Consider the following 18,860-nt stretch of genomic DNA (forward strand, 5'->3'; position numbering starts at 1 on the left):
ATGTTTGTTCAGGACGCGTTGGACTTTCTTCCAATTCTGCTCAAAGGCGCAGTGGTCACGGTGCAGGTCACAGCAGGTTCGTTCCTGCTCAGTTCAGTGATCGGCTTGCTGTTTGCGCTGATGATGGTTTCCAAAATCCGCGCCATCGCATTGTTTGCCATTGGCGTGGTCAATGTGATTCGCGGGCTGCCGATTATCGTGCAGCTGTTTTATATCTACTTTGTATTGCCCGACTTCGGCATCCAGCTCAGCGCCATGCAGGCTGGCGTGATCGGTCTGGGCATTGCCTATTCGGCCTATCAGGCCGAGAACTTTCGCGCGGGGATCCAGGCCATCGACCTGGGCCAGATCGAGGCCGCCGAGTCGTTTGGCATGCGCGGTCTGCTGATCATGCGCCGGATTGTGTTGCCCCAGGCATTTCGCATTGCCTTGCCGCCCTATGGCAATACGCTGGTGATGATGCTCAAAGACTCGTCGCTGGTGTCGACCATCACCGTGGCGGAAATGACCCGTCAAGGGCAACTGATTGCGTCTTCGACCTTTGAAAACATGACGGTCTATACCCTGGTTGCGTTGCTTTATCTGTCGATGAGCTTGCCGCTGTCCTATGGCTTGCGTCGTCTGGAAGGCCGTTTTGCGCTGCGGAGGCGTACATGAAAGCAACGTCAAAGTTGACCTTACCGCCTTCGCTCTGGTCCGCCACGGCTCGCCCCGCGGCACTGACCCAGGCGCTGGCGGAAAACAAACGGGTGGACGTGGCGATTGTCGGTGCCGGGTACACGGGGCTGGTGACCGCACTGCGCCTGGCGGAATCGGGTGTCAGCGTCTGTGTGCTGGATGCGGGGGAGCCGGGCTGGGGCGCTTCGGGGCGCAACGGCGGGCAGGTCATCCCCGGCCTCAAATACGACCCCGATCAGTTGCTTGAGCGTTTTGGAACGGAACGTGGCGAGAAAATCATCGAAGCCTGTGGCGGGGCTGCTGATGAAGTGTTTTCACTGATTCGCGAATACGGTATTGCCTGCGATGCAACGCGCAAGGGCTGGATTCAACCGGCCTTTTCCAGCGCGACGATGAAGACGTTGGAACACCGTGCCCGCCAGTGGCAACAGCGCGGTGTGGCCGCCGAGTTGCTGGACAGTGATGCCGTATGCCAGCGCATCGGCACGCACAATTACGTGGGTGGCTGGGTTGACCCGCGTGCCGGCAGTTTACATCCGCTCAACTATGCGCGTGGCCTGGCCAGGTCTGCGCTGGGGCGTGGCGTGATGATTCACAGCGATAGCCGGGTGACGGACTTGCGCCGCATTGGAACGCAGTGGCAACTGACCACTGCACCAGGTCACACCGTGACGGCCGATCGCGTGGTGCTGGCCACCAATGGCTATACCGATGGCTTGTGGCCGGGGCTGCGACAGACCGTGCTGGCGGCCAATAGCTTCCTGATTGCCACGCGGCCGCTGTCACCGGAACTGCGCAAAACTATTTTGCCGGGCGGGGAAGTGTGTTCGGATGCGCGGCGTCTGTTGCTGTACTTCAAGCAGGATGCACAGGGACGCGTGTTGCTGGGTGGGCGCGGGCCGTTTGCCGAACCGCGCCGCGCTGAAGACTGGGCACACCTTGAGCGCTCGCTGATCAGCGTGTTTCCGCAGTTGGCAGGCGTGGCGATCGAATACCGCTGGAGCGGGCGGGTGGCGCTCAATCACAGTGTGTTGCCGCAACTGCATGAGCCGCAGCCGGGCCTGTCGATTCTGATGGGCTACAACGGGCGTGGTATTGCGATGGCGACAACCTTAGGCAAGCATCTGGCGGCGCGGATCTCGGGGGCCAGCAGTGACTTCCCGTTCCCGGTAACGCCGATTCGCAGAATTCCCTTCCACAGCTTGCAGCGCCTGTACGTGGCGGCGGGTATCAGCTACTACCGGTTGCTGGATGCACTGAGCGGTTAAAGGCCGCGGCAAGCGGCAAGCGCATCTCTTGCAGCTTGCCGCTACTGTTCAGTCTGACTTTATCGTGGACACATCTTCGGCCCTGACCTTGATGTGCTTGCCTGCTATGTCGACGAATTCATAGAAGCCGTCCTTGTTGGTGGTAGTGGGCAGGTCCTTGGTCAGGTATTGCGTGCCGTTTTGCAGGGTTACAACGCTCGGGGTCGCGCAGCCCGCCAGTCCCAGCAAGGCCGCTAAAAGCAGGGGTAAACCGGTAACCTTGATCTTCATGCATGTACCTTGAGCTGTTGGCAAGTTGGAGATGGGTCGCGCCGGGCTTCATCGAGCAGCCAGCGCTGGAAAGTAAGTGCTGCATCTGACAGCGTTTTTTGCCGAGAGTGCGCCAGATGATCGGCGTTTGTGCTGAAAAATTCAAACGGGCCGACGCGGCGCAGTTCGCCCCGTTCGATTTTGTCCCTGACCATAAAGTCCCAACCCAGCCCCACCCCCATGCCTTGCACGATCGCCTGATAGGCAAGGGTGACCTGATTGAAGGTGGGTCGCTGCGCATCGGCCTTGTGTTCCAGAGCAAAATGTTTGAACCAGTCGAGCCAGTCCATGCAGTTCCAGCCCGATGCATCCAGCTCGATCAGGGGCAGGCCTTGCAGATCGGCGGGGTGGTTGACAGTGGCCAGCGGGAGGCTGGGGTGAGCAACCGGGTAGACCTTTTCGGCAAACAGCAGCTCGGCATTCAGGGATGACCACTGGCCGGTGCCATACAGGATGCAGAAGTCGTAATCAGCAACGCTGGATTCGTCGATATCGTTGCTGGCGTGGATATTGACCGTGATTGCAGGGTGCTCGGTGTTAAACGCGAGCAGCCGCGGGAACAGCCAGAACTGCGCGACGGCATGGGTACACAGCACAGTGACCGCATTGGGCGAGTGGGCGGCCTTGATCCGGTTGACGCTGTGTTGCAGGCGTTCGAGCAGGGTACTGACTTCACTGAACAGGCTGGCGCCAGCATGGGTCAGGCAAATGCCACGGGCCTGACGCTCGAACAGGGCCAGTTTGAGGTTGTTTTCCAGGACGCGGATTTGTTTGCTGACCGCACTTTGGGTGAGGCACAGCTCGCTGGCTGCGCGGGTAAAACTGCCATTGCGGCCTACGGCCTCGAAAGTGATCAGGCTGTCCAGGGGAGGCAGGTGTTTGTGGTAGCGGTTCATAAGGGTTTCCTGTCGGCGCTGTTGTAGTCGCTGCCGAGGAACGATGGCTGCGATTGGCGTGTAGCAGCATTGCGCCGAGGCCGTGATAAGCCTGGGGTGTGCGGTTAGCCAGGCCCAGCGCGGCGACCGGTTTTACGACGGCTGCGCCGCCGCTCGCAGCCATCGTTCCTCGGCAGCAACTACAGGGTGCCAGGGCCCGCATAAGGGTATAAGCCATTCCCTTGTGGAATGCCAGTATGCCAAATGATCTTTTGTGCGCCAGCTCGCAACTGCCTACGCTCTGCCGATATTCAACAGTTCGAGAGCATTCAATGAAACGCGGGATAGTCTATGCAGGCATGGCCGGGGCGGTCTGGGGGCTGGTGTTTCTGGTGCCCAAGTTGTTGCCCGAGTTCAGTCCGCTGTTGCTCAGTTGCGGGCGTTTTATGGTATATGGCGCGGTGTCGCTGCTGTTGCTGTTGCCCAATGCCAGGCGTTTGCTGCGCCAGCTCACGCGGCGCGATGTGCTGACCCTGATCAGGTTCGCCCTGCTGGGTAATCTGGTTTATTACATGCTGCTCGCGGCATCGGTCCAATGGGTGGGTATTGCTGCTGCCTCGCTGATTATTGGTGTGTTGCCATTGAGCATTACCTGGTTGGGCCGACGCGATGCCGGAGCCGTGCCGCTGGCACACCTGGCGTGGCCGTTGCTGCTGGTTATCGGCGGTGTGCTGTGCATCAACCTGGATGCCTTGTTCGCCAGCGCTTCGCAGCAGCCAATGGGCACCCGGTTACTCGGCGTGCTGTGCGGGGTGGGGGCTCTGGCATACTGGAGTTGGTTCGCGATCGAAAATGCCCGGTATCTGAAGCACAGCCGATTTGAAAGTGGCGAATGGTCAACGTTGTGGGGCGTCACTACCGGAGTGCTGGGTGTGCTGATCTGGGGCGTGGCGCATTTACTGTCGCTGGAGGCCGTGACTGTCGAGGCCAGTGATCAGCGCTGGCAGATGTTCTGGCTGGTCAATCTGGCGTGCGCAGTGCTCGGTTCATGGTTTGGCAATCGCATGTGGAATGCTTCGTCACGCCGCTTGCCGTTGACCTTGAGCGGGCAGTTGATTGTGTTTGAAACGGTGTTTGCGCTGCACTATGGCTTCATTTACCTGCAGCGTTGGCCAACGTTCGTCGAGGCGCTGGCAGTGGGGCTGCTGCTGGGCGGGGTCAGTTGGGCCGTGCACCGCCATGCTCCGGCACGCCCGGCGCTGGCGCCGTAAGTGACTGCTGGAATGATCAGGTCGGGCAAATGTGCGAGCCATTGTTGAGTTGTTGCTTGTCGACGCGGCTGAGCAGTGAGGCCTTGCCATCTTTCCAGGTCAGGGTCAGCACATACAGCGAATCGAAGTCACCGCCGGACCAGTCTTCGGTCAACGAGGTCTTTTTGCCCAGCGCCTGGCTGGCAACGTCATTGATCAGTTCCGGCAAGTAGCCGTGGGACCAGGCGGTATAGATGGTTGAGCTGTGATACTGGTCGTCGGTCAGCTCTTTGGCCAGTTGGCGGGTATCGTTGGCCGAGTATTGCAGATTGATCGGCAAGCCCAGTTTGATCGCGCTGGGGTTGATGGTCATCAGCGGCCGGACGTAACTGTAGGCATCATCATTGGCGCCTTCTTCAACCTGGCGCGAAGGGTTGGCGGCAAACACGTAGTCAGCCTTGCCGTAGCGTTGCGGCAGGAGGGTGGCCAGATCAATCGCCCGGTTCAGCCCCTGGCAGGTGAGTTGGCCAAGACCGTCTGCAGGTTTTTCAGCGTGGCGCAAAAACACCAGGGTCTGTACGCCGTCAACCGGCTGGGCGAAGACCTTGTCAGCGTGAACGGCAAGGGTGGTTGCGGCGCTGACCAGAAGCAGCGTGCCAAGGGCCACTGCGCAGGGTTTGAGTCGCGGTTTGATCCATACGGACAGGGTCATGGGGTTCTTCTGTTTGCCTCTATTAAGGCCGACCGGCCTGGCACACCGGGAGCATCAGCCCGCGTGTTGTTCCCTGTCATTGCTGCACAAGTAATGCTTCTCATCCTTGGTCGAAGCAGTTATTAGACGCGTTTTTCACAATTGGTTCGATTTTACCTGCGCTATGTCGGGAATAGTCCTACAGACTGAGTGCTATGGTGGCTTTTTTATATGACAAAATCGTTCTCTCTTTAGTCGGATAACTCTCCAGAGGCTGCCGCCATGCTTCCAGCGCCACTCAGAAAACCGAGCAACCCTGTGCATTTGCGGGTTCGCGCCTGGCGCGGGCGGGTAGGGCTGGCCATGGTGGCCAGCTTGTCGGTGCTGGCGGGCATGACCGATGCCATCGGCTTTTTGGCCACCGGTGATTTTGTCTCCTTTATGAGCGGCAATACCACGCGTCTGGCGGTGGCTGTGGGCGAGGGCGACCTGGGCATGGTGGTGCGCCTGTTGTTTGCCGTGCTCGCGTTTATTCTCGGCAACGCCCTGGGGGTGCTGCTGGGGCGCTGGGGCGGGCGGCGTGCCTTGCCGTTGATGCTGGTGATCGCAGCTTTGCTGTGTGCGGCAGCCTTGCTGCCGCTAGCCAGCAAGGTGCCGGCTTTGCTGGCTGCGGTTGTGGCGATGGGTATGCTCAATGCCGCTGTGGAGCAGGTCAACGGCTTGCCGGTGGGCCTGACCTATGTGACCGGGGCTCTGTCGCGTTTTGGCCGGGGTCTGGGGCGCTGGATGCTGGGTGAGCGCCGCAGCGGCTGGCGCGTGCAACTGGTGCCCTGGACCGGGATGCTGCTGGGGGCGATTCTGGGCGCATTGCTCGAGGCGCAGTTCGGGCTCAGGGCGATGCTCTTCAGCGCCGGCTTTGCTGGCGTGCTGGGGCTGGTTTCGCTGCGCATCCCGCGGCGCTGGCAGCGCGATTACATGCCGCGCTAAACGCCCGGTTTCTCAAGGATTTCTCGGCATTTATCCTTTTTTTGCTGGCATTTTTCACCCCGTGGAGCGCGATCAACCTGGTGGGCTTTTACCTGATCAGCAAAGAACGCTATGACGTGCCGGCGCTGTCTAACCCGAATGGCCGATACGGGCGCTGGAACCTGCGCGGTATTCTGGTCTACGCCTTCGGGGTGGTGGTGCAGTTGCCGTTTATCGCCACCAGCTTTTACACCGGGCCTCTGGTGGAACATCTGGGCGGGACTGATATTTCCTGGATCATCGGCCTGACGCTGCCAGCGCTGGTGTACTACTTCGTGGCACGCAACTCGGGGCAGTCGGTGCCGGATCAACTGATTTTGCCGGCCGAGCCTGCGGCGGTTTAGGTTTTTTCAATCAAGTAGCCATAGGGGGAGCAACAATGAAGGTGCTGGCCTGTATCAAGCGCGTGGTCGATTACAACGTCAAGGTTCGCGTCAAGGCGGACAACTCCGGCGTTGACCTCGCCAACGTCAAGATGTCGATGAACCCCTTCTGCGAAATCGCCGTGGAAGAAGCCGTACGCCTGAAAGAGGAGGGTGTTGCTACTGAAATCGTCGTCGTCTCCATCGGCCCGACCACCGCTCAGGAGCAGCTGCGTACCGCGCTGGCACTGGGTGCCGATCGCGCCATTCTCGTCGAGTCCGCCGAAGACCTGACCTCGCTGGCCGTGGCCAAGCTGCTCAAGGCCGTTGTTGACAAGGAACAGCCGCAACTGGTGATCCTGGGCAAACAGGCCATCGACAGCGACAACAACCAGACGGGCCAGATGCTGGCTGCGCTGACCGGTTTCGGCCAGGGTACATTCGCGTCCAAGGTTGAAGTGGCAGGTGACAAGGTTGCCGTGACCCGTGAAGTCGACGGCGGCGCGCAAACTGTTTCGCTGAGCTTGCCGGCGATCATCACCACCGACCTGCGTTTGAACGAGCCGCGTTATGCGTCCCTGCCAAACATCATGAAAGCCAAGAAAAAGCCGCTTGAAGTACTGACCCCAGACGCGTTGGGTGTTTCCACGGCTTCGACCAACAAAACCCTGAAAGTTGAAGCCCCGGCTGCACGCAGCGCGGGTATCAAGGTCAAGTCGGTGGCTGAACTGGTCGAGAAACTGAAAAACGAAGCGAAGGTGATCTGAGCATGACTGTCCTGGTAATTGCAGAGCACGACGGTGCCGGTATTGCATCGGCAACCCTTAACACAGTGGCCGCAGCGGGCAAAATGGGTGGAGATATTCACCTGCTGGTTGCAGGGCAGGGTGTGGCTGCTGTGGCACAAGCCGCCGCACAGATCACTGGCGTGGCCAAGGTCCTGGTTGCGGATAACGCGGCTTACGCCCATCAACTGCCGGAAAACGTTGCACCACTGGTAGCAGAGCTTGGCACTGGCTACAGTCACATCCTGGCTGCAGCTACTTCCAACGGCAAAAACATCCTGCCGCGGGTTGCTGCTGCGCTTGATGTTGACCAGATCTCTGAGATCATCTCGGTGGTCAGCGCTGATACCTTCACCCGTCCGATCTACGCCGGCAACGCCATTGCCACGGTGCAGTCCACGGCGCCGGTCAAAGTGATCACCGTACGAGCCACCGGTTTCGACCCGGTTGCCGCCCAAGGTGGTTCGGCAGCGGTTGAAGCGGTTGCAGCGGTTCACGATGCAGGCACTTCCTCGTTCGTGGGTGAAGAGCTGGCCAAGTCGGACCGTCCTGAACTGACGGCTGCCAAAGTCGTGGTTTCCGGCGGTCGTGGCATGCAGAACGGCGACAACTTCAAGTATCTGTATGCATTGGCCGACAAGCTGGGCGCTGGGGTGGGGGCTTCGCGTGCGGCCGTGGACGCAGGTTTTGTGCCTAACGACATGCAGGTCGGTCAGACCGGAAAAATCGTTGCGCCACAGCTGTATATCGCAGTGGGTATTTCCGGTGCAATCCAGCATCTGGCCGGTATGAAAGATGCCAAGGTGATCGTTGCGATCAACAAGGACGAAGAGGCTCCGATCTTCCAGGTGGCCGATTACGGCCTGGTTGCGGACTTGTTCGAAGCGGTACCTGAGCTGGAGCAGGCGGTTTAAACCCTTATGTGCTGTTTGTGGGAGCGGACAAGTTCGCTCCCGCAGACGGCAGATTCAGTGCGCAATACAAGTTTTGGCACAATCCGCTTTGTAGTTTTATATATGCCGTATCCGCTGAAGTGTAAATTCCCGACGGTCACATCCCATCCTTATTAAGCAGTTTCGAGGGTAAAATATGTCGGGTAACTTCCCTAAAGCCGTATTAAACACATTGTTTGTCGTTGCAGGCATTACCAGTGCCGGTTCTTTATTGGCGGACACACTGGTCAATGATCCGTTGTTTATAGCAGGCAGTTACAAATGCACGGGCTATGACAGTCATGACGGGGCTTTCAAGGGGGATTTGACGTTCGCAGTGGACGACAGAGTGAGCAATTTCGCCCAGGGTTTTGGCGCCTATAAATTCAAGCTGGAAGTTCCGCTTGATGGCGCAACCGCTACCTACTCGGGTATTGCTGCCGCCCAGGGGCACTTGTTGGCCATGTACTTCGCCAATGACAGTCAAAGTGCAGCGACTGATCGCGGCGTGGGCATAACGGTTGTTTCCCGTGATCAGGACAATAAGGGGCAATATTCAACGACGTTACACAAATCCTATTACTTGCCCGATTACATGGGCGGTGGTCGAGGGACGGAAACCTGCGTCAAAATTGCAGGTTCCTGATGTAAAAAAGCCCCGGAGATGATCCGGGGCTTTTTTGTACGGCAGGGGGTTATCAGCTGTAGCTGTTAACTTTGACCAGTGCAGGCTCGGTTTGAGCTTTTTGCCAGGTCAGGGTCAGGGTTTGCAGCACGCGCGCCATATAGTCGCTATCGGCTGCAGCCTTCTTGCCCACGTAGCCTTGGCCACGGCGGTACATTTTGAGGTGGGCTCGCATTTGTGGGCGTTCCTCCTCGAATCTGGTTTCTTCCTTGCACGACGTTACGGGATCGATGCGTACATCACCGGCTTCGCTGATCCACAGGATATGGTCGTTCAGCGTGTCTTTCTGGGCGGCGAAGAGTCGAGCCAGCTCGTTAACAGTCGGTTGGTTATTCAGGTTCATGGCTAACTCCTTGACTACTCGTTGATCTGTCTAATTGATTCGCGCAACTGCACATGCAGCGCTACGTAGTGTCCATCCAAAGCAGATCTGTCTTGAGTTCGTCATATGTAGTAGTGAAACCCGGCACTACATAAAGAGCGTAAAGCGAAGGAGAGCAGCGTGAACCAGGATGCCTGAGTGACATGACGCATCAGCCACAAGCTTCTTGAGGACGTTTCGCTAGCCCCTGTCGTCTTTGACGCGGACGATCAAGCCAGGTCAGCTTCATCAATTCTGCCTTGTGGGCAGTACCTATCCCGGAACAGCCCGACAGCTCGTCGAGCATGCTTGCAACAACCCTTTCCAGCGCTTCCGGTGGGGAAGACGTCTGCATAATGCTGGGGGAAAATCGTGCCGTCAATACATATGTAGTGATTATATTAAGGCACTACATAGGTGACTGATAGGTCTGTTTTCAGCATGCCGGTCATCCCTGGCGAAGACGGAACGGGTAGCTGTTGCCCCGTGTTTGTTCGGCAACTGCTACCCGGCGTGGGCAAGCCCAGATCAGTTGCTGCTGCGCACCTGCCCCGGATAATTCATCACAAACTGCACATGGGCTTTCACCCCTGTGGCCAGGGTGGCATCGTCGGCGGTGAAGTAGGGGCTGTGGTTGTTCGCGGCCTTGCTCATGTCCTGCCCTTCAGGCGTTGCGCCCAAAAATACGAACAAACCCGGGACTTTTTCGGCGTAGTACGAGAAGTCTTCGCTTGGCGACAGGGACGCAGGCAGCAACTGCACTTTGCCTGGCGCTGCCAGTTCCAGAGCCGGGACCATGGCTGCGGTCAACTGCGGATCGTTGCTGGTGACTGGCGCATGATTGACCAGCAGCAGGCTGGCTTCGGTCTCGTAGGCACTGGCGATGCCTTGCACCAGCGGAGGCATTTTTTTCAACAGGGTGTCGCGCACCGCGGCGCTGTTGCTGCGGATGGTGCCGGTCATTTCCACGGTTTCGGGGATGATATTGGCCGCAGAACCGGCATTGATGGTGCCAACACTGATCACGCCCATCCCCTGGGTCAAATCAGCCCGGCGGCTGACCAGAGTTTGCAGGCCGTTGATAATGCCTGCGCTGGCCACCACCGGGTCTACGCCGCTCCAGGGGGCCGAGCCGTGGGTCTGTTGGCCTTTGACTATGATGCGAAAACCGTCGCTGCTATTGAGCACGGTACCGGCCTTGTAATACAGATGTCCCGTGGGGTAACCCGCCATCACATGCACGCCGAAAACCGCTTCGACCTTGGGTGAGTCCAGCGCACCGTCGCGGATCATGGCCTGGGCGCCGATCAGGGTGTCGGTCTCGAATTCGTCCAGGTCCGCTGCGCCTTCTTCGGCAGGCTGGAACAGGAATACCACGGTGCCGGCGACCTGATCGCGATGCTCGGCCAGTACTCTGGCTGCGCCCAGCAGCATGGCGGTGTGGGTGTCATGGCCGCAGGCATGCATCACCGGCACGGTCTTGCCCAGGCGCACGCCCGTGGCTTTGCTGGCCCAGGGCAGGCCGGTCATTTCTTTGACCGGCAGTGCGTCCATGTCGGCACGCAGGGCCACGACCGGCCCGGGCAGGCCGCCCTTGAGCACGCCAACCACGCCGGTTTTGCCGACCCCGGTGCGCACCTGCAAGCCCAGGCTCTTGAGCTGCTCGGCGACCAGAGCGGCGGTCTTGAATTCCTGATTACCCATCTCGGGATTCTGGTGAAGGGTGTGGCGCAGCGAGATCACTTGATCATTGACCACCGCGACGGCGGGGTCGACCCAGCTCAGGTCAGCCGCATGGCTGGTGCTGGACAGTGCGCTCAACAGGGCGAGGTACAAAGGGGCATGGCGAAGGCAGGGCAGCATCGAAGGTCTCTTGTTTGTTGTTTTTGGGCGCACAGGGTAAGCCAGTTTTTTGCAGGGGCGGCGCAACCGCCCGGCTAAAAGCGTTCGATTACCGCACATTAGCCGAGGGTCCAATTGCCCTGCCAATGTCAGCGTGCTTACTCTGGCGCCTGTGACGCCAATAATAATGACAACACCGAGTACCTGACCGATGGATAGCCGCCTGCTGAGCGAGCGCAGTAGTGTGTTCCGACATGCTGACCCGCATGCCGTGTCCGATTATGTGAATCGACATGTTGGCCAGCACTGTATTGGCCTTTCCCGAACCACCCGGCCGCTGGCCAGCCTCAATCATCGCAAGTTCGCCGAGCTGGATCTGTGCCGTATCAGTTACGGCGGCAGTGTCCGCGTAACGTCGCCTGCGCTGGAGACCATCTTCCACCTGCAGGTCCTGTTGAGCGGCAATTGCCTGTGGCGTGGTCCGACCCGTGAGCACCATCTGGTGCCGGGCGAGCTGTTGCTGATCAATCCTGACGACCCGGTCGACCTGACGTACTCGCAGGATTGCGAAAAATTCATCCTTAAAATACCGGCCAGCTTGCTCGAATCGGTGTGTGACGATCAGCGCTGGCGGCGGCCTGCGGGCGGTGTGCGCTTTATGCGCAATCATTACCGGCTCGATGAGCTGGAGGGGTTTCTCGGCTTGCTGGGCATGGTGTGCCAGGAGTCCGAGGCCAGCGACCCGCTGCAGCGGGTGCAGGAGCACTACACGCAGATTGTCGCCAGCAAGCTGTTGACCCTGATGCAGACCAATATCAGCCGTGAAAACCTGGCATCCGCCAGTGCCAGTATTGAGCGCCTCCTCGATTACATCGAGCGCCACCTCAAGCAGGACATCAGCAGTGAAGACCTGGCTGCGCAAGCGTGCATCAGCCAGCGCTCGCTCTATAGCCTGTTCGAGCGCCAACTGGGCGTGACCCCCTTGCAGTACATCCGCCAGCGCAAGCTCGAGCGTGTTCACGCCTGCCTGAGCGACCCCAGCTGCACGGTACGCAGCCTCACAGAGCTGGCACTCGATTACGGCTTTATGCACCTGGGCCGATTTTCCGAAAGCTACCGTTTGCAGTTCGGCGAGCTGCCTTCGAGCACCTTCAAGCGCCGGCATTGAATTTAAAGGCGGCCCTCACCCTAACCCTCTCCCGGAGGGAGAGGGGACTAAAAGCAAAAGCAGATTTGCGCAGCGCTTCAAACCAGCTCCCTCTTCCCTCAGGGAGAGGGTTGGGGTGAGGGCCGCTCTGCGCACTAATCGGATAGCGATCCGCAGTAAACGGATATTGCCCCGCACATCGATTCCCTAACCTGACCCGGCCTGGATAATAACAACGGAGGCCCCGGCCATGTCCCTGGGTATCGATTACTTGAATGCCATGCTTGAAGACGACAAGGAGAAGGGCATCTACCGCTGCAAGCGCGAGATGTTCACCGACCCTGACCTCTTTGAACTCGAAATGACCCATATCTTCGAGGGTAACTGGATCTACCTCGCACATGAGAGCCAGATCCCCGACGTCAACGACTTTTTGACCACCACCATGGGCCGCCAGCCGATCTTCATTGCGCGCAACAAGGCCGGTGAACTCAATGCCTTTCTCAACGCCTGCAGCCATCGTGGCGCCATGCTGTGCCGACACAAGACTGGCAATCGTGCCAGCTATACCTGTCCGTTCCACGGCTGGACCTTCAACAACAGCGGCAAGCTGCTCAAGGTCAAGGACCCGGCTGCGGCCGGTTACCCTGAAGCCTTCAACTGCGAAGGCTCTCACGACCTGAGCAAAGTGGCGCGTTTCGAGTCCTATCGCGGCTTTCTGTTTGGCAGCCTCAACCCCGACGTGAAATCCCTGGCCGAGCACCTGGGCGAATCCGCCAAGATCATCGACATGATCGTCGACCAGTCTCCCGATGGCCTGGAAGTGCTGCGCGGCGCCAGTTCCTATATCTACGAAGGCAACTGGAAACTCACCGCCGAAAATGGCGCCGATGGCTACCACGTCAGTTCCGTTCACTGGAACTACGCCGCCACGCAAAACCAGCGCACCCTGCGCGAAGCCGGGGAAGAAATAAAAACCATGAGCGCCGGCAGCTGGGCCAAGAGTGGCGGCGGTTTCTACTCGTTCGATCACGGCCATCTGCTGCTCTGGACCCGTTGGGCCAACCCCCAGGATCGACCGGCTTACGAGCGCCGCGACGAACTGGCCCGCGACTTCGGCCAGGCCCGCGCCGACTGGATGATCGAGAACTCGCGCAACCTGTGCCTGTACCCCAACGTGTACCTGATGGATCAGTTCAGCTCGCAAATCCGCATTGCCCGACCGATCAGCGTGAACCAGACCGAGATCACCATCTACTGCATCGCGCCCAAGGGCGAGAGCAGCGAGGCGCGCACCAAACGCATCCGCCAGTACGAAGACTTCTTCAACGTCAGTGGCATGGCCACCCCGGATGACCTGGAAGAGTTCCGCTCCTGCCAGACCGGTTACGGCGCAGGGCGCGGCTGGAATGACATGTCCCGGGGTGCCGGGCACTGGGTCGAGGGCGCCGATGCGGCGGCCGAAGAGATCGACCTCAAGCCGCTGCTGTCTGGCGTGCGCACCGAAGACGAAGGCCTGTTTGTGCTGCAACACAAGTACTGGCAGCAAACCATGCTCAAGGCCACCGCTGGCGAACCGGCGCTGATCCCCGTGGAGGCTGTGCAATGAACAGCCTCTACGCGATTGTGCGCGACTTTCTGTACCGCGAAGCGCGTTACCTGGACGACGCCCAGTGGGATCAATGGCTGGAGTTGTACGCCGCCGATGCCAGCTTCTGGATGCCGTGCTGGGATGACAACGACACCTTGACCGAAGACCCGCAAAGCGAAATATCGCTGATCTGGTACGGCAATCGCGGCGGCCTGGAAGACCGCGTGTTCCGCATCAAGACCGAGCGCTCCAGTGCGACCATCCCCGACACCCGTACCTCGCACAACCTGAGCAATATCGAGATCGTCGACGAAGCCGATGGCCTGTGCCATGTGCGGTTCAACTGGCACACCCTCAGCTATCGCTACAAGACCTGCGACAGCTACTTCGGCACCAGCTTCTACACCCTCGACATGCGCGGCCCGCAGCCGCTGATCAAGGCCAAGAAAGTCGTGCTCAAGAATGACTACGTGCGTCAGGTCATCGACATCTACCACATCTGATCAACGCGTTGATGCGCGCCTGAAGGTGCCCGCCGGCACCCGGGCCCGGCATTGCCTGCGAGGTACATTATGAGCTTTCAAATAGCCCTCAACTTCGAAGACGGGGTGACCCGTTTTATCGAAACCAATGGCCAGGAAACCGTCGCTGACGCGGCCTACCGCCAGGGCATCAATATTCCGCTGGACTGTCGTGACGGCGCTTGCGGTACCTGCAAATGCTTTGCCGAGGCCGGACGTTATGAGCTGGGCGAGGATTACATCGAAGATGCCCTCAGCGCAGACGAGGTTGAGCAGGGCTATGTGCTGACCTGCCAGATGCGTGCCGCCAGCGACTGCGTGGTGCGTGTGCCGGCTTCGTCGGCGCTGTGCAAGACTCGCCAGGCCAGTTTCGAGGCGGCCATCAGCGATGTTCGCCAGTTGTCCGAAAGCACCATCGCACTGTCGCTCAAGGGTGAGTCCCTGAGCAGCCTGGCCTTCTTGCCGGGCCAGTACGTCAACCTCAACGTGCCCGGCAGCGAGCAGACGCGAGCCTATTCATTCAGCACCCTGCAAAAGGACGGCGAGGTCAGCTTTCTGATTCGCAACGTGCCGGGCGGGCTGATGAGCAGCTTTTTGACCGGCATCGCCAAGGCGGGCGACAGCATGACCCTGGCCGGGCCGTTGGGCAGCTTCTACCTGCGGCGCATCGACCGGCCGTTGCTGCTGCTGGCTGGCGGTACGGGGCTGGCGCCGTTTACCGCCATGCTGGAAAAAATCGCCGAGCAGGGCAGTGCCCATCCGGTGCATCTGATTTACGGCGTAAGCAATGACTTTGATCTGGTTGAACTCGATCGCCTGCAAGCCTTGAGCGAGCGCATTGCCAACTTCAGTTTCAGTGCCTGCGTGGCCAACCCGCAGAGCCAGCATCCGCTCAAGGGCTACGTCACCCAGCATATCGAGCCATGCCACCTCAACCAGGGTGATGTCGATGTGTACCTGTGCGGCCCGCCGCCGATGGTGGAAGCAGTCAACGTTTACATCCGCGAGCAGGGCATTACCCCGGCCAATTTCTACTACGAGAAGTTTGCCGCTGCGGCGTGAAACTTGACTGGAGCTTGCCATGAACAAACGATTCGACAACAAGGTCGCGCTGGTCACCGGCGCCGCCCAGGGCATCGGCCGGCGCGTGTGTGAACGCCTGCTGGACGAAGGCGCGCAGGTGATCGCGGTGGACCGTTCCGAGCTGGTCTTTGAGCTTGAGGGCGAGGGCGTGCTAGCCCTGACCGCCGACCTTGAGCAGTACGCCGACTGCGCACGGGTGATGGCTGAGGCGGTAAAAACATTTGGCCGTCTCGATGTGCTGATCAATAACGTGGGCGGCACCCTCTGGGCCAAGCCGTTCGAGCACTATCAGGTCGAAGAAATCGAGGCTGAAGTGCGCCGCTCGCTGTTTCCCACCCTGTGGTGTTGCCATGCGGCGTTGCCGTACATGCTGGAGCAGGGCAGCGGGGCGATTGTGAATATTTCTTCAATCGCAACCCGCAGCGTCAACCGCGTACCTTACGGCGCGGCCAAGGGGGGCGTGAATGCACTCACGGCCTGCCTGGCATTCGAGAATGCCGGGCGCGGTATTCGGGTCAATGCCACCGCACCGGGAGGTACTGAAGCACCGCCGCGGCGGATTGCGCGCAATGACGCCGAGCAAACCCCGGACGAGAAAGTCTGGTACCAGCAAATCGTCGATCAGACCCTGGACAGCAGCTTGATGAAACGCTACGCCAGCCTCGATGAACAAGTGGGCGCGATCCTGTTCCTGGCCAGCGACGAAGCCTCCTATATCACCGGCGTAACCCTGCCAGTGGGCGGCGGCGACCTCGGCTGACCGCCCTGACAAAAAGGACAACTGCCATGAACCAAATCCTGATTGAAAGCCTGACTACCCAGATCGTCGACCTGCCGACCATCCGCCCGCACACCCTGGCCATGCACACCATGCGCAAGCAGACCCTGGTGATTGTGCGCCTGCGGTGCAGCGACGGCATCGAAGGCATCGGCGAAGCCACCACCATAGGCGGCCTGGCCTACGGATATGAAAGTCCGGAAAGCATCAAGGCCAATATCGATGCGCATCTGGCACCGATGCTGGTGGGCAGGCCGGCGGCCAATATCAACGCTGCCATGCAAAGCCTGGACAAGATTGCCAAGGGCAATACCTTCGCCAAATCCGGGATCGAAACCGCGCTGCTCGACGCCCAGGGCAAGCGCCTGGGCCTGGCGGTCAGCGAGTTGCTGGGCGGGCGCGTGCGCGACAGCCTGGAAGTGGCCTGGACCCTGGCCAGCGGCGACACCGGTCGCGACATTGACGAAGCCCAACAGATGCTCGATAGACGTCGGCACCGCATCTTCAAGTTGAAGATCGGCGCCAACCCGCTGGAACAAGACCTCAAGCATGTGCTGGCGATCAAAAAGGCCCTGGGCGATCGCGCCAGTGTGCGGGTTGACGTCAACCAGTACTGGGACGAGTCCCAGGCCATCCGGGGCTGCCAGGTGCTGGGTGACAACGGCATTGACCTGATCGAACAGCCGATTTCCCGGGTCAACCGCTCCGGGCAGGTGCGCCTGAACCTGCGCAGCCCGGCGCCAATCATGGCTGACGAATCCATCGAAAGTGTCGAAGACGCCTTCAGCCTGGCGGCGGACGGTGCGGCCAGCGTGTTTGCCCTCAAGATCGCGAAAAACGGCGGGCCCCGTGCGGTGCTGCGTACTGCGCATATCGCCGAGGCCGCCGGTATTGCCCTGTACGGCGGCACCATGCTCGAAGGCTCGGTGGGCACCCTGGCTTCGGCCCATGCCTTCCTCACCCTCAAGCAACTGACCTGGGGCACCGAGCTGTTCGGGCCGCTGTTACTGACCGAAGACATCGTGACCGAGGCGCCCCAGTACCGGGATTTTGAGCTGCACATTCCGCGTACCCCGGGCCTTGGCCTGGCGCTGGACGAAGAACGCCTGGCGCGTTTCAGCCGCTGATCCCAGGCCTTTCCAGACCTGTAGTCGCTGCCGAGGAACGAAGGCTGCGAGCTTTTATCTGGCAGGGACGCGGTTAACAAGCTCGCAGCCTTCGTTCCTCGGCAGCGACTACGCAGTAATGATTTTCAAGGAGCACCCCCCATGCTTTTCCACGTAAAAATGACCGTCAACCTGCCGCTCGACATGGACCCGACCAAGGCCGCAAAACTCAAGGCCGATGAAAAGGAACTGGCCCAGCGCCTGCAGCAGGAAGGCAAATGGCGCCACCTGTGGCGCATCGCCGGGCACTACGCCAACTACAGCGTATTTGACGTGGCCAGTGTCGAGGCCCTGCACGACACCCTGCTGCAATTGCCGCTCTTCCCCTACATGGATATCGAGATCGAAGGGCTGTGCCGTCATCCTTCCTCGATCCACAGCGACGACCGTTAACGCTTTCTATCCCTTGCACAAGAACAAGATGAGGTGAGCCCCATGACCGTGAAAATTTCCCATACCGCTGCCGTCCAGAGCTTCTTCAAAGAAGCCGCCGGTTTTGCCAGCGACACCGGTAGCCCGCGCCTGAAAAGCATCATCCTGCGGGTCTTGCAGGACAGTGCCAAAATCATCGAAGACCTCGACATCAGCGAGGACGAATTCTGGAAGTCCGTGGACTATCTCAACCGTCTGGGCGCTCGCTCGGAAGCCGGTCTGTTGGTGGCCGGGCTGGGCATCGAACATTTTATCGACCTGTTGCAGGACGCCAAGGACGATCAAGCCGGTCAGGTCGGCGGTACTCCGCGCACCATCGAAGGCCCGCTGTATGTAGCCGGTGCCCCGATATTTGAAGCACAGACGCGCATGGACGATGGTAGCGAGGAGGGGGCCACCGTGATGTTCCTCGAAGGCCAGGTGTTCGACACCCAGGGCAAGCCGCTGGCCGGGGCCACGGTCGACCTGTGGCACGCCAATACCAAGGGCACCTATTCGTTTTTTGACCAGAGCCAGTCCGAGTACAACCTGCGCCGGCGCATCATCACGGATGCCGAAGGTCGCTATCGCGCCCGCAGTATCGTGCCATCGGGCTACGGCTGCGACCCGCAGGGGCCGACCCAGGAATGCCTGGACCAACTGGGCCGTCACGGCCAGCGTCCGGCCCATGTGCACTTCTTTATCTCGGCCCCTGGTCACCGTCACCTGACCACCCAGATCAACCTGTCCGGGGACAAATACCTGTGGGACGACTTTGCCTATGCCACCCGCGAAGGCCTGGTGGGCGAAGTGCAATTTCGCGACGACGGTGCCCGTGATGTGGCGGGGCGTTATGCCGAGTTGACCTTTGACTTCCAGTTGCAACAGGCCGTCGCGCCTGCTGCCGAACAGCGCAGCCATCGCCCGCGGGCCTTGCAGCAGGCTTAGCAACGTATTGGCCTGGTATTCGATAAGCTGGGCGAGGTGCTCGAAACGTTTTTGACAGCAGGCCGCAGCTTAAGTCCCGGGCCCGGCCTGGAAGTAAGTGTTTGCCCGACAACAGTTGTCCGACAGACTGTTGGTAAACAGGCAGCACTGT

General features: G+C 59.8%; 20 protein-coding genes and 1 pseudogene. 16 read left to right on the forward strand and 5 right to left on the reverse strand.

The annotated features are described in order from the left end of the window. Both CJU81_RS12615 and CJU81_RS12620 read left to right on the forward strand, forming a co-directional pair. Entirely contained in the window at window positions 1-657 is a 657-nt protein-coding gene (locus CJU81_RS12615; RefSeq protein ID WP_095031119.1) for an amino acid ABC transporter permease, read from the forward strand. Beyond that, window positions 654-1,946, forward strand: a complete 1,293-nt coding sequence (locus tag CJU81_RS12620; protein WP_095036887.1) for an NAD(P)/FAD-dependent oxidoreductase — start codon at window positions 654-656, stop codon at window positions 1,944-1,946. The genes CJU81_RS12615 and CJU81_RS12620 overlap by 4 nt, the downstream gene beginning before the upstream one ends. Before the next feature lie 48 nt (window positions 1,947-1,994). Here CJU81_RS12620 and CJU81_RS12625 read toward each other — a convergent pair whose 3' ends face one another. Beyond that, complete coding sequence (locus CJU81_RS12625; protein ID WP_095031117.1) at window positions 1,995-2,216, reverse strand: YgdI/YgdR family lipoprotein; 222 nt, start codon at window positions 2,214-2,216, stop codon at window positions 1,995-1,997. Next, window positions 2,213-3,151 carry a LysR substrate-binding domain-containing protein gene (locus tag CJU81_RS12630; protein ID WP_095036888.1) on the reverse strand — a complete coding sequence of 313 codons (939 nt, stop codon included), beginning with the start codon at window positions 3,149-3,151 and terminating at the stop codon, window positions 2,213-2,215. Before CJU81_RS12630 ends, CJU81_RS12625 begins: the two co-directional genes overlap by 4 nt. A gap of 311 nt (window positions 3,152-3,462) precedes the next feature. Here CJU81_RS12630 and CJU81_RS12635 point away from each other — a divergent pair, with 311 nt between their 5' ends. Further along, entirely contained in the window at window positions 3,463-4,401 is a 939-nt protein-coding gene (locus CJU81_RS12635; protein ID WP_095036889.1) for a DMT family transporter, read from the forward strand. Window positions 4,402-4,417: 16 nt separating this feature from the next. Here the strand turns inward: CJU81_RS12635 and CJU81_RS12640 are convergent, their stop codons facing one another. After that, window positions 4,418-5,092, reverse strand: coding sequence for a histidine phosphatase family protein (locus CJU81_RS12640; RefSeq protein ID WP_095031114.1), 675 nt, complete (start codon window positions 5,090-5,092; stop codon window positions 4,418-4,420). A gap of 261 nt (window positions 5,093-5,353) precedes the next feature. Here CJU81_RS12640 and CJU81_RS12645 point away from each other — a divergent pair, with 261 nt between their 5' ends. The 5 genes and pseudogenes from CJU81_RS12645 (at window position 5,354) to CJU81_RS12665 (ending at window position 8,822) form a co-directional block, all read left to right on the forward strand. After that, complete coding sequence (locus tag CJU81_RS12645; protein WP_095036890.1) at window positions 5,354-6,058, forward strand: YoaK family protein; 705 nt, start codon at window positions 5,354-5,356, stop codon at window positions 6,056-6,058. An 8-nt stretch (window positions 6,059-6,066) separates the two neighbouring features. Further along, a pseudogene (locus CJU81_RS12650) lies at window positions 6,067-6,441 on the forward strand (cytosine permease); the annotation flags it as partial. 35 nt (window positions 6,442-6,476) lie between these two features. Then, complete coding sequence (locus tag CJU81_RS12655) at window positions 6,477-7,226, forward strand: electron transfer flavoprotein subunit beta/FixA family protein (protein WP_095036891.1); 750 nt, start codon at window positions 6,477-6,479, stop codon at window positions 7,224-7,226. Window positions 7,227-7,228: 2 nt separating this feature from the next. Next, window positions 7,229-8,158 (forward strand): electron transfer flavoprotein subunit alpha/FixB family protein, encoded by a 930-nt coding sequence (locus CJU81_RS12660; protein WP_095036892.1) that lies wholly within the window; start codon window positions 7,229-7,231, stop codon window positions 8,156-8,158. A gap of 175 nt (window positions 8,159-8,333) precedes the next feature. Continuing rightward, complete coding sequence (locus CJU81_RS12665; RefSeq protein WP_095036893.1) at window positions 8,334-8,822, forward strand: hypothetical protein; 489 nt, start codon at window positions 8,334-8,336, stop codon at window positions 8,820-8,822. Window positions 8,823-8,874: 52 nt separating this feature from the next. Here CJU81_RS12665 and CJU81_RS12670 read toward each other — a convergent pair whose 3' ends face one another. Next, window positions 8,875-9,204: a hypothetical protein gene (locus CJU81_RS12670; RefSeq protein WP_094999986.1), complete on the reverse strand. Its 330-nt coding sequence runs from the start codon at window positions 9,202-9,204 to the stop codon at window positions 8,875-8,877. Window positions 9,205-9,750: 546 nt separating this feature from the next. After that, window positions 9,751-11,085, reverse strand: coding sequence for an amidohydrolase (locus tag CJU81_RS12675; RefSeq protein WP_095036894.1), 1,335 nt, complete (start codon window positions 11,083-11,085; stop codon window positions 9,751-9,753). 190 nt (window positions 11,086-11,275) lie between these two features. Here CJU81_RS12675 and CJU81_RS12680 point away from each other — a divergent pair, with 190 nt between their 5' ends. The 8 genes from CJU81_RS12680 (at window position 11,276) to catA (ending at window position 18,709) form a co-directional block, all read left to right on the forward strand. After that, window positions 11,276-12,232, forward strand: a complete 957-nt coding sequence (locus CJU81_RS12680) for a helix-turn-helix transcriptional regulator (protein ID WP_095036895.1) — start codon at window positions 11,276-11,278, stop codon at window positions 12,230-12,232. A gap of 229 nt (window positions 12,233-12,461) precedes the next feature. Beyond that, on the forward strand, window positions 12,462-13,820 hold the full coding sequence (gene benA, locus CJU81_RS12685; RefSeq protein WP_095036896.1) for a benzoate 1,2-dioxygenase large subunit: 1,359 nt from the start codon (window positions 12,462-12,464) through the stop codon (window positions 13,818-13,820). Beyond that, on the forward strand, window positions 13,817-14,305 hold the full coding sequence (gene benB, locus CJU81_RS12690; protein WP_095030188.1) for a benzoate 1,2-dioxygenase small subunit: 489 nt from the start codon (window positions 13,817-13,819) through the stop codon (window positions 14,303-14,305). The genes benA and benB overlap by 4 nt, the downstream gene beginning before the upstream one ends. A gap of 69 nt (window positions 14,306-14,374) precedes the next feature. Next, a complete protein-coding gene (gene benC / locus CJU81_RS12695) occupies window positions 14,375-15,385 on the forward strand; it encodes a benzoate 1,2-dioxygenase electron transfer component BenC (protein ID WP_095036897.1) in 1,011 nt (336 codons plus the stop codon). Window positions 15,386-15,404: 19 nt separating this feature from the next. Continuing rightward, complete coding sequence (locus tag CJU81_RS12700) at window positions 15,405-16,166, forward strand: 1,6-dihydroxycyclohexa-2,4-diene-1-carboxylate dehydrogenase (RefSeq protein ID WP_095036898.1); 762 nt, start codon at window positions 15,405-15,407, stop codon at window positions 16,164-16,166. A gap of 26 nt (window positions 16,167-16,192) precedes the next feature. Next, window positions 16,193-17,311, forward strand: coding sequence for a muconate cycloisomerase family protein (locus CJU81_RS12705; protein ID WP_095036899.1), 1,119 nt, complete (start codon window positions 16,193-16,195; stop codon window positions 17,309-17,311). Window positions 17,312-17,452: 141 nt separating this feature from the next. Continuing rightward, window positions 17,453-17,743 carry a muconolactone Delta-isomerase gene (gene catC / locus CJU81_RS12710; protein WP_048361578.1) on the forward strand — a complete coding sequence of 97 codons (291 nt, stop codon included), beginning with the start codon at window positions 17,453-17,455 and terminating at the stop codon, window positions 17,741-17,743. 42 nt (window positions 17,744-17,785) lie between these two features. Continuing rightward, window positions 17,786-18,709 (forward strand): catechol 1,2-dioxygenase, encoded by a 924-nt coding sequence (catA, locus tag CJU81_RS12715; RefSeq protein ID WP_095036900.1) that lies wholly within the window; start codon window positions 17,786-17,788, stop codon window positions 18,707-18,709. Window positions 18,710-18,860: the final 151 nt, after the last annotated feature.

The organism is Pseudomonas fragi, from assembly GCF_002269505.1.
In the GTDB taxonomy this organism is placed as follows: Bacteria; Pseudomonadota; Gammaproteobacteria; order Pseudomonadales; family Pseudomonadaceae; genus Aquipseudomonas; species Aquipseudomonas fragi_D.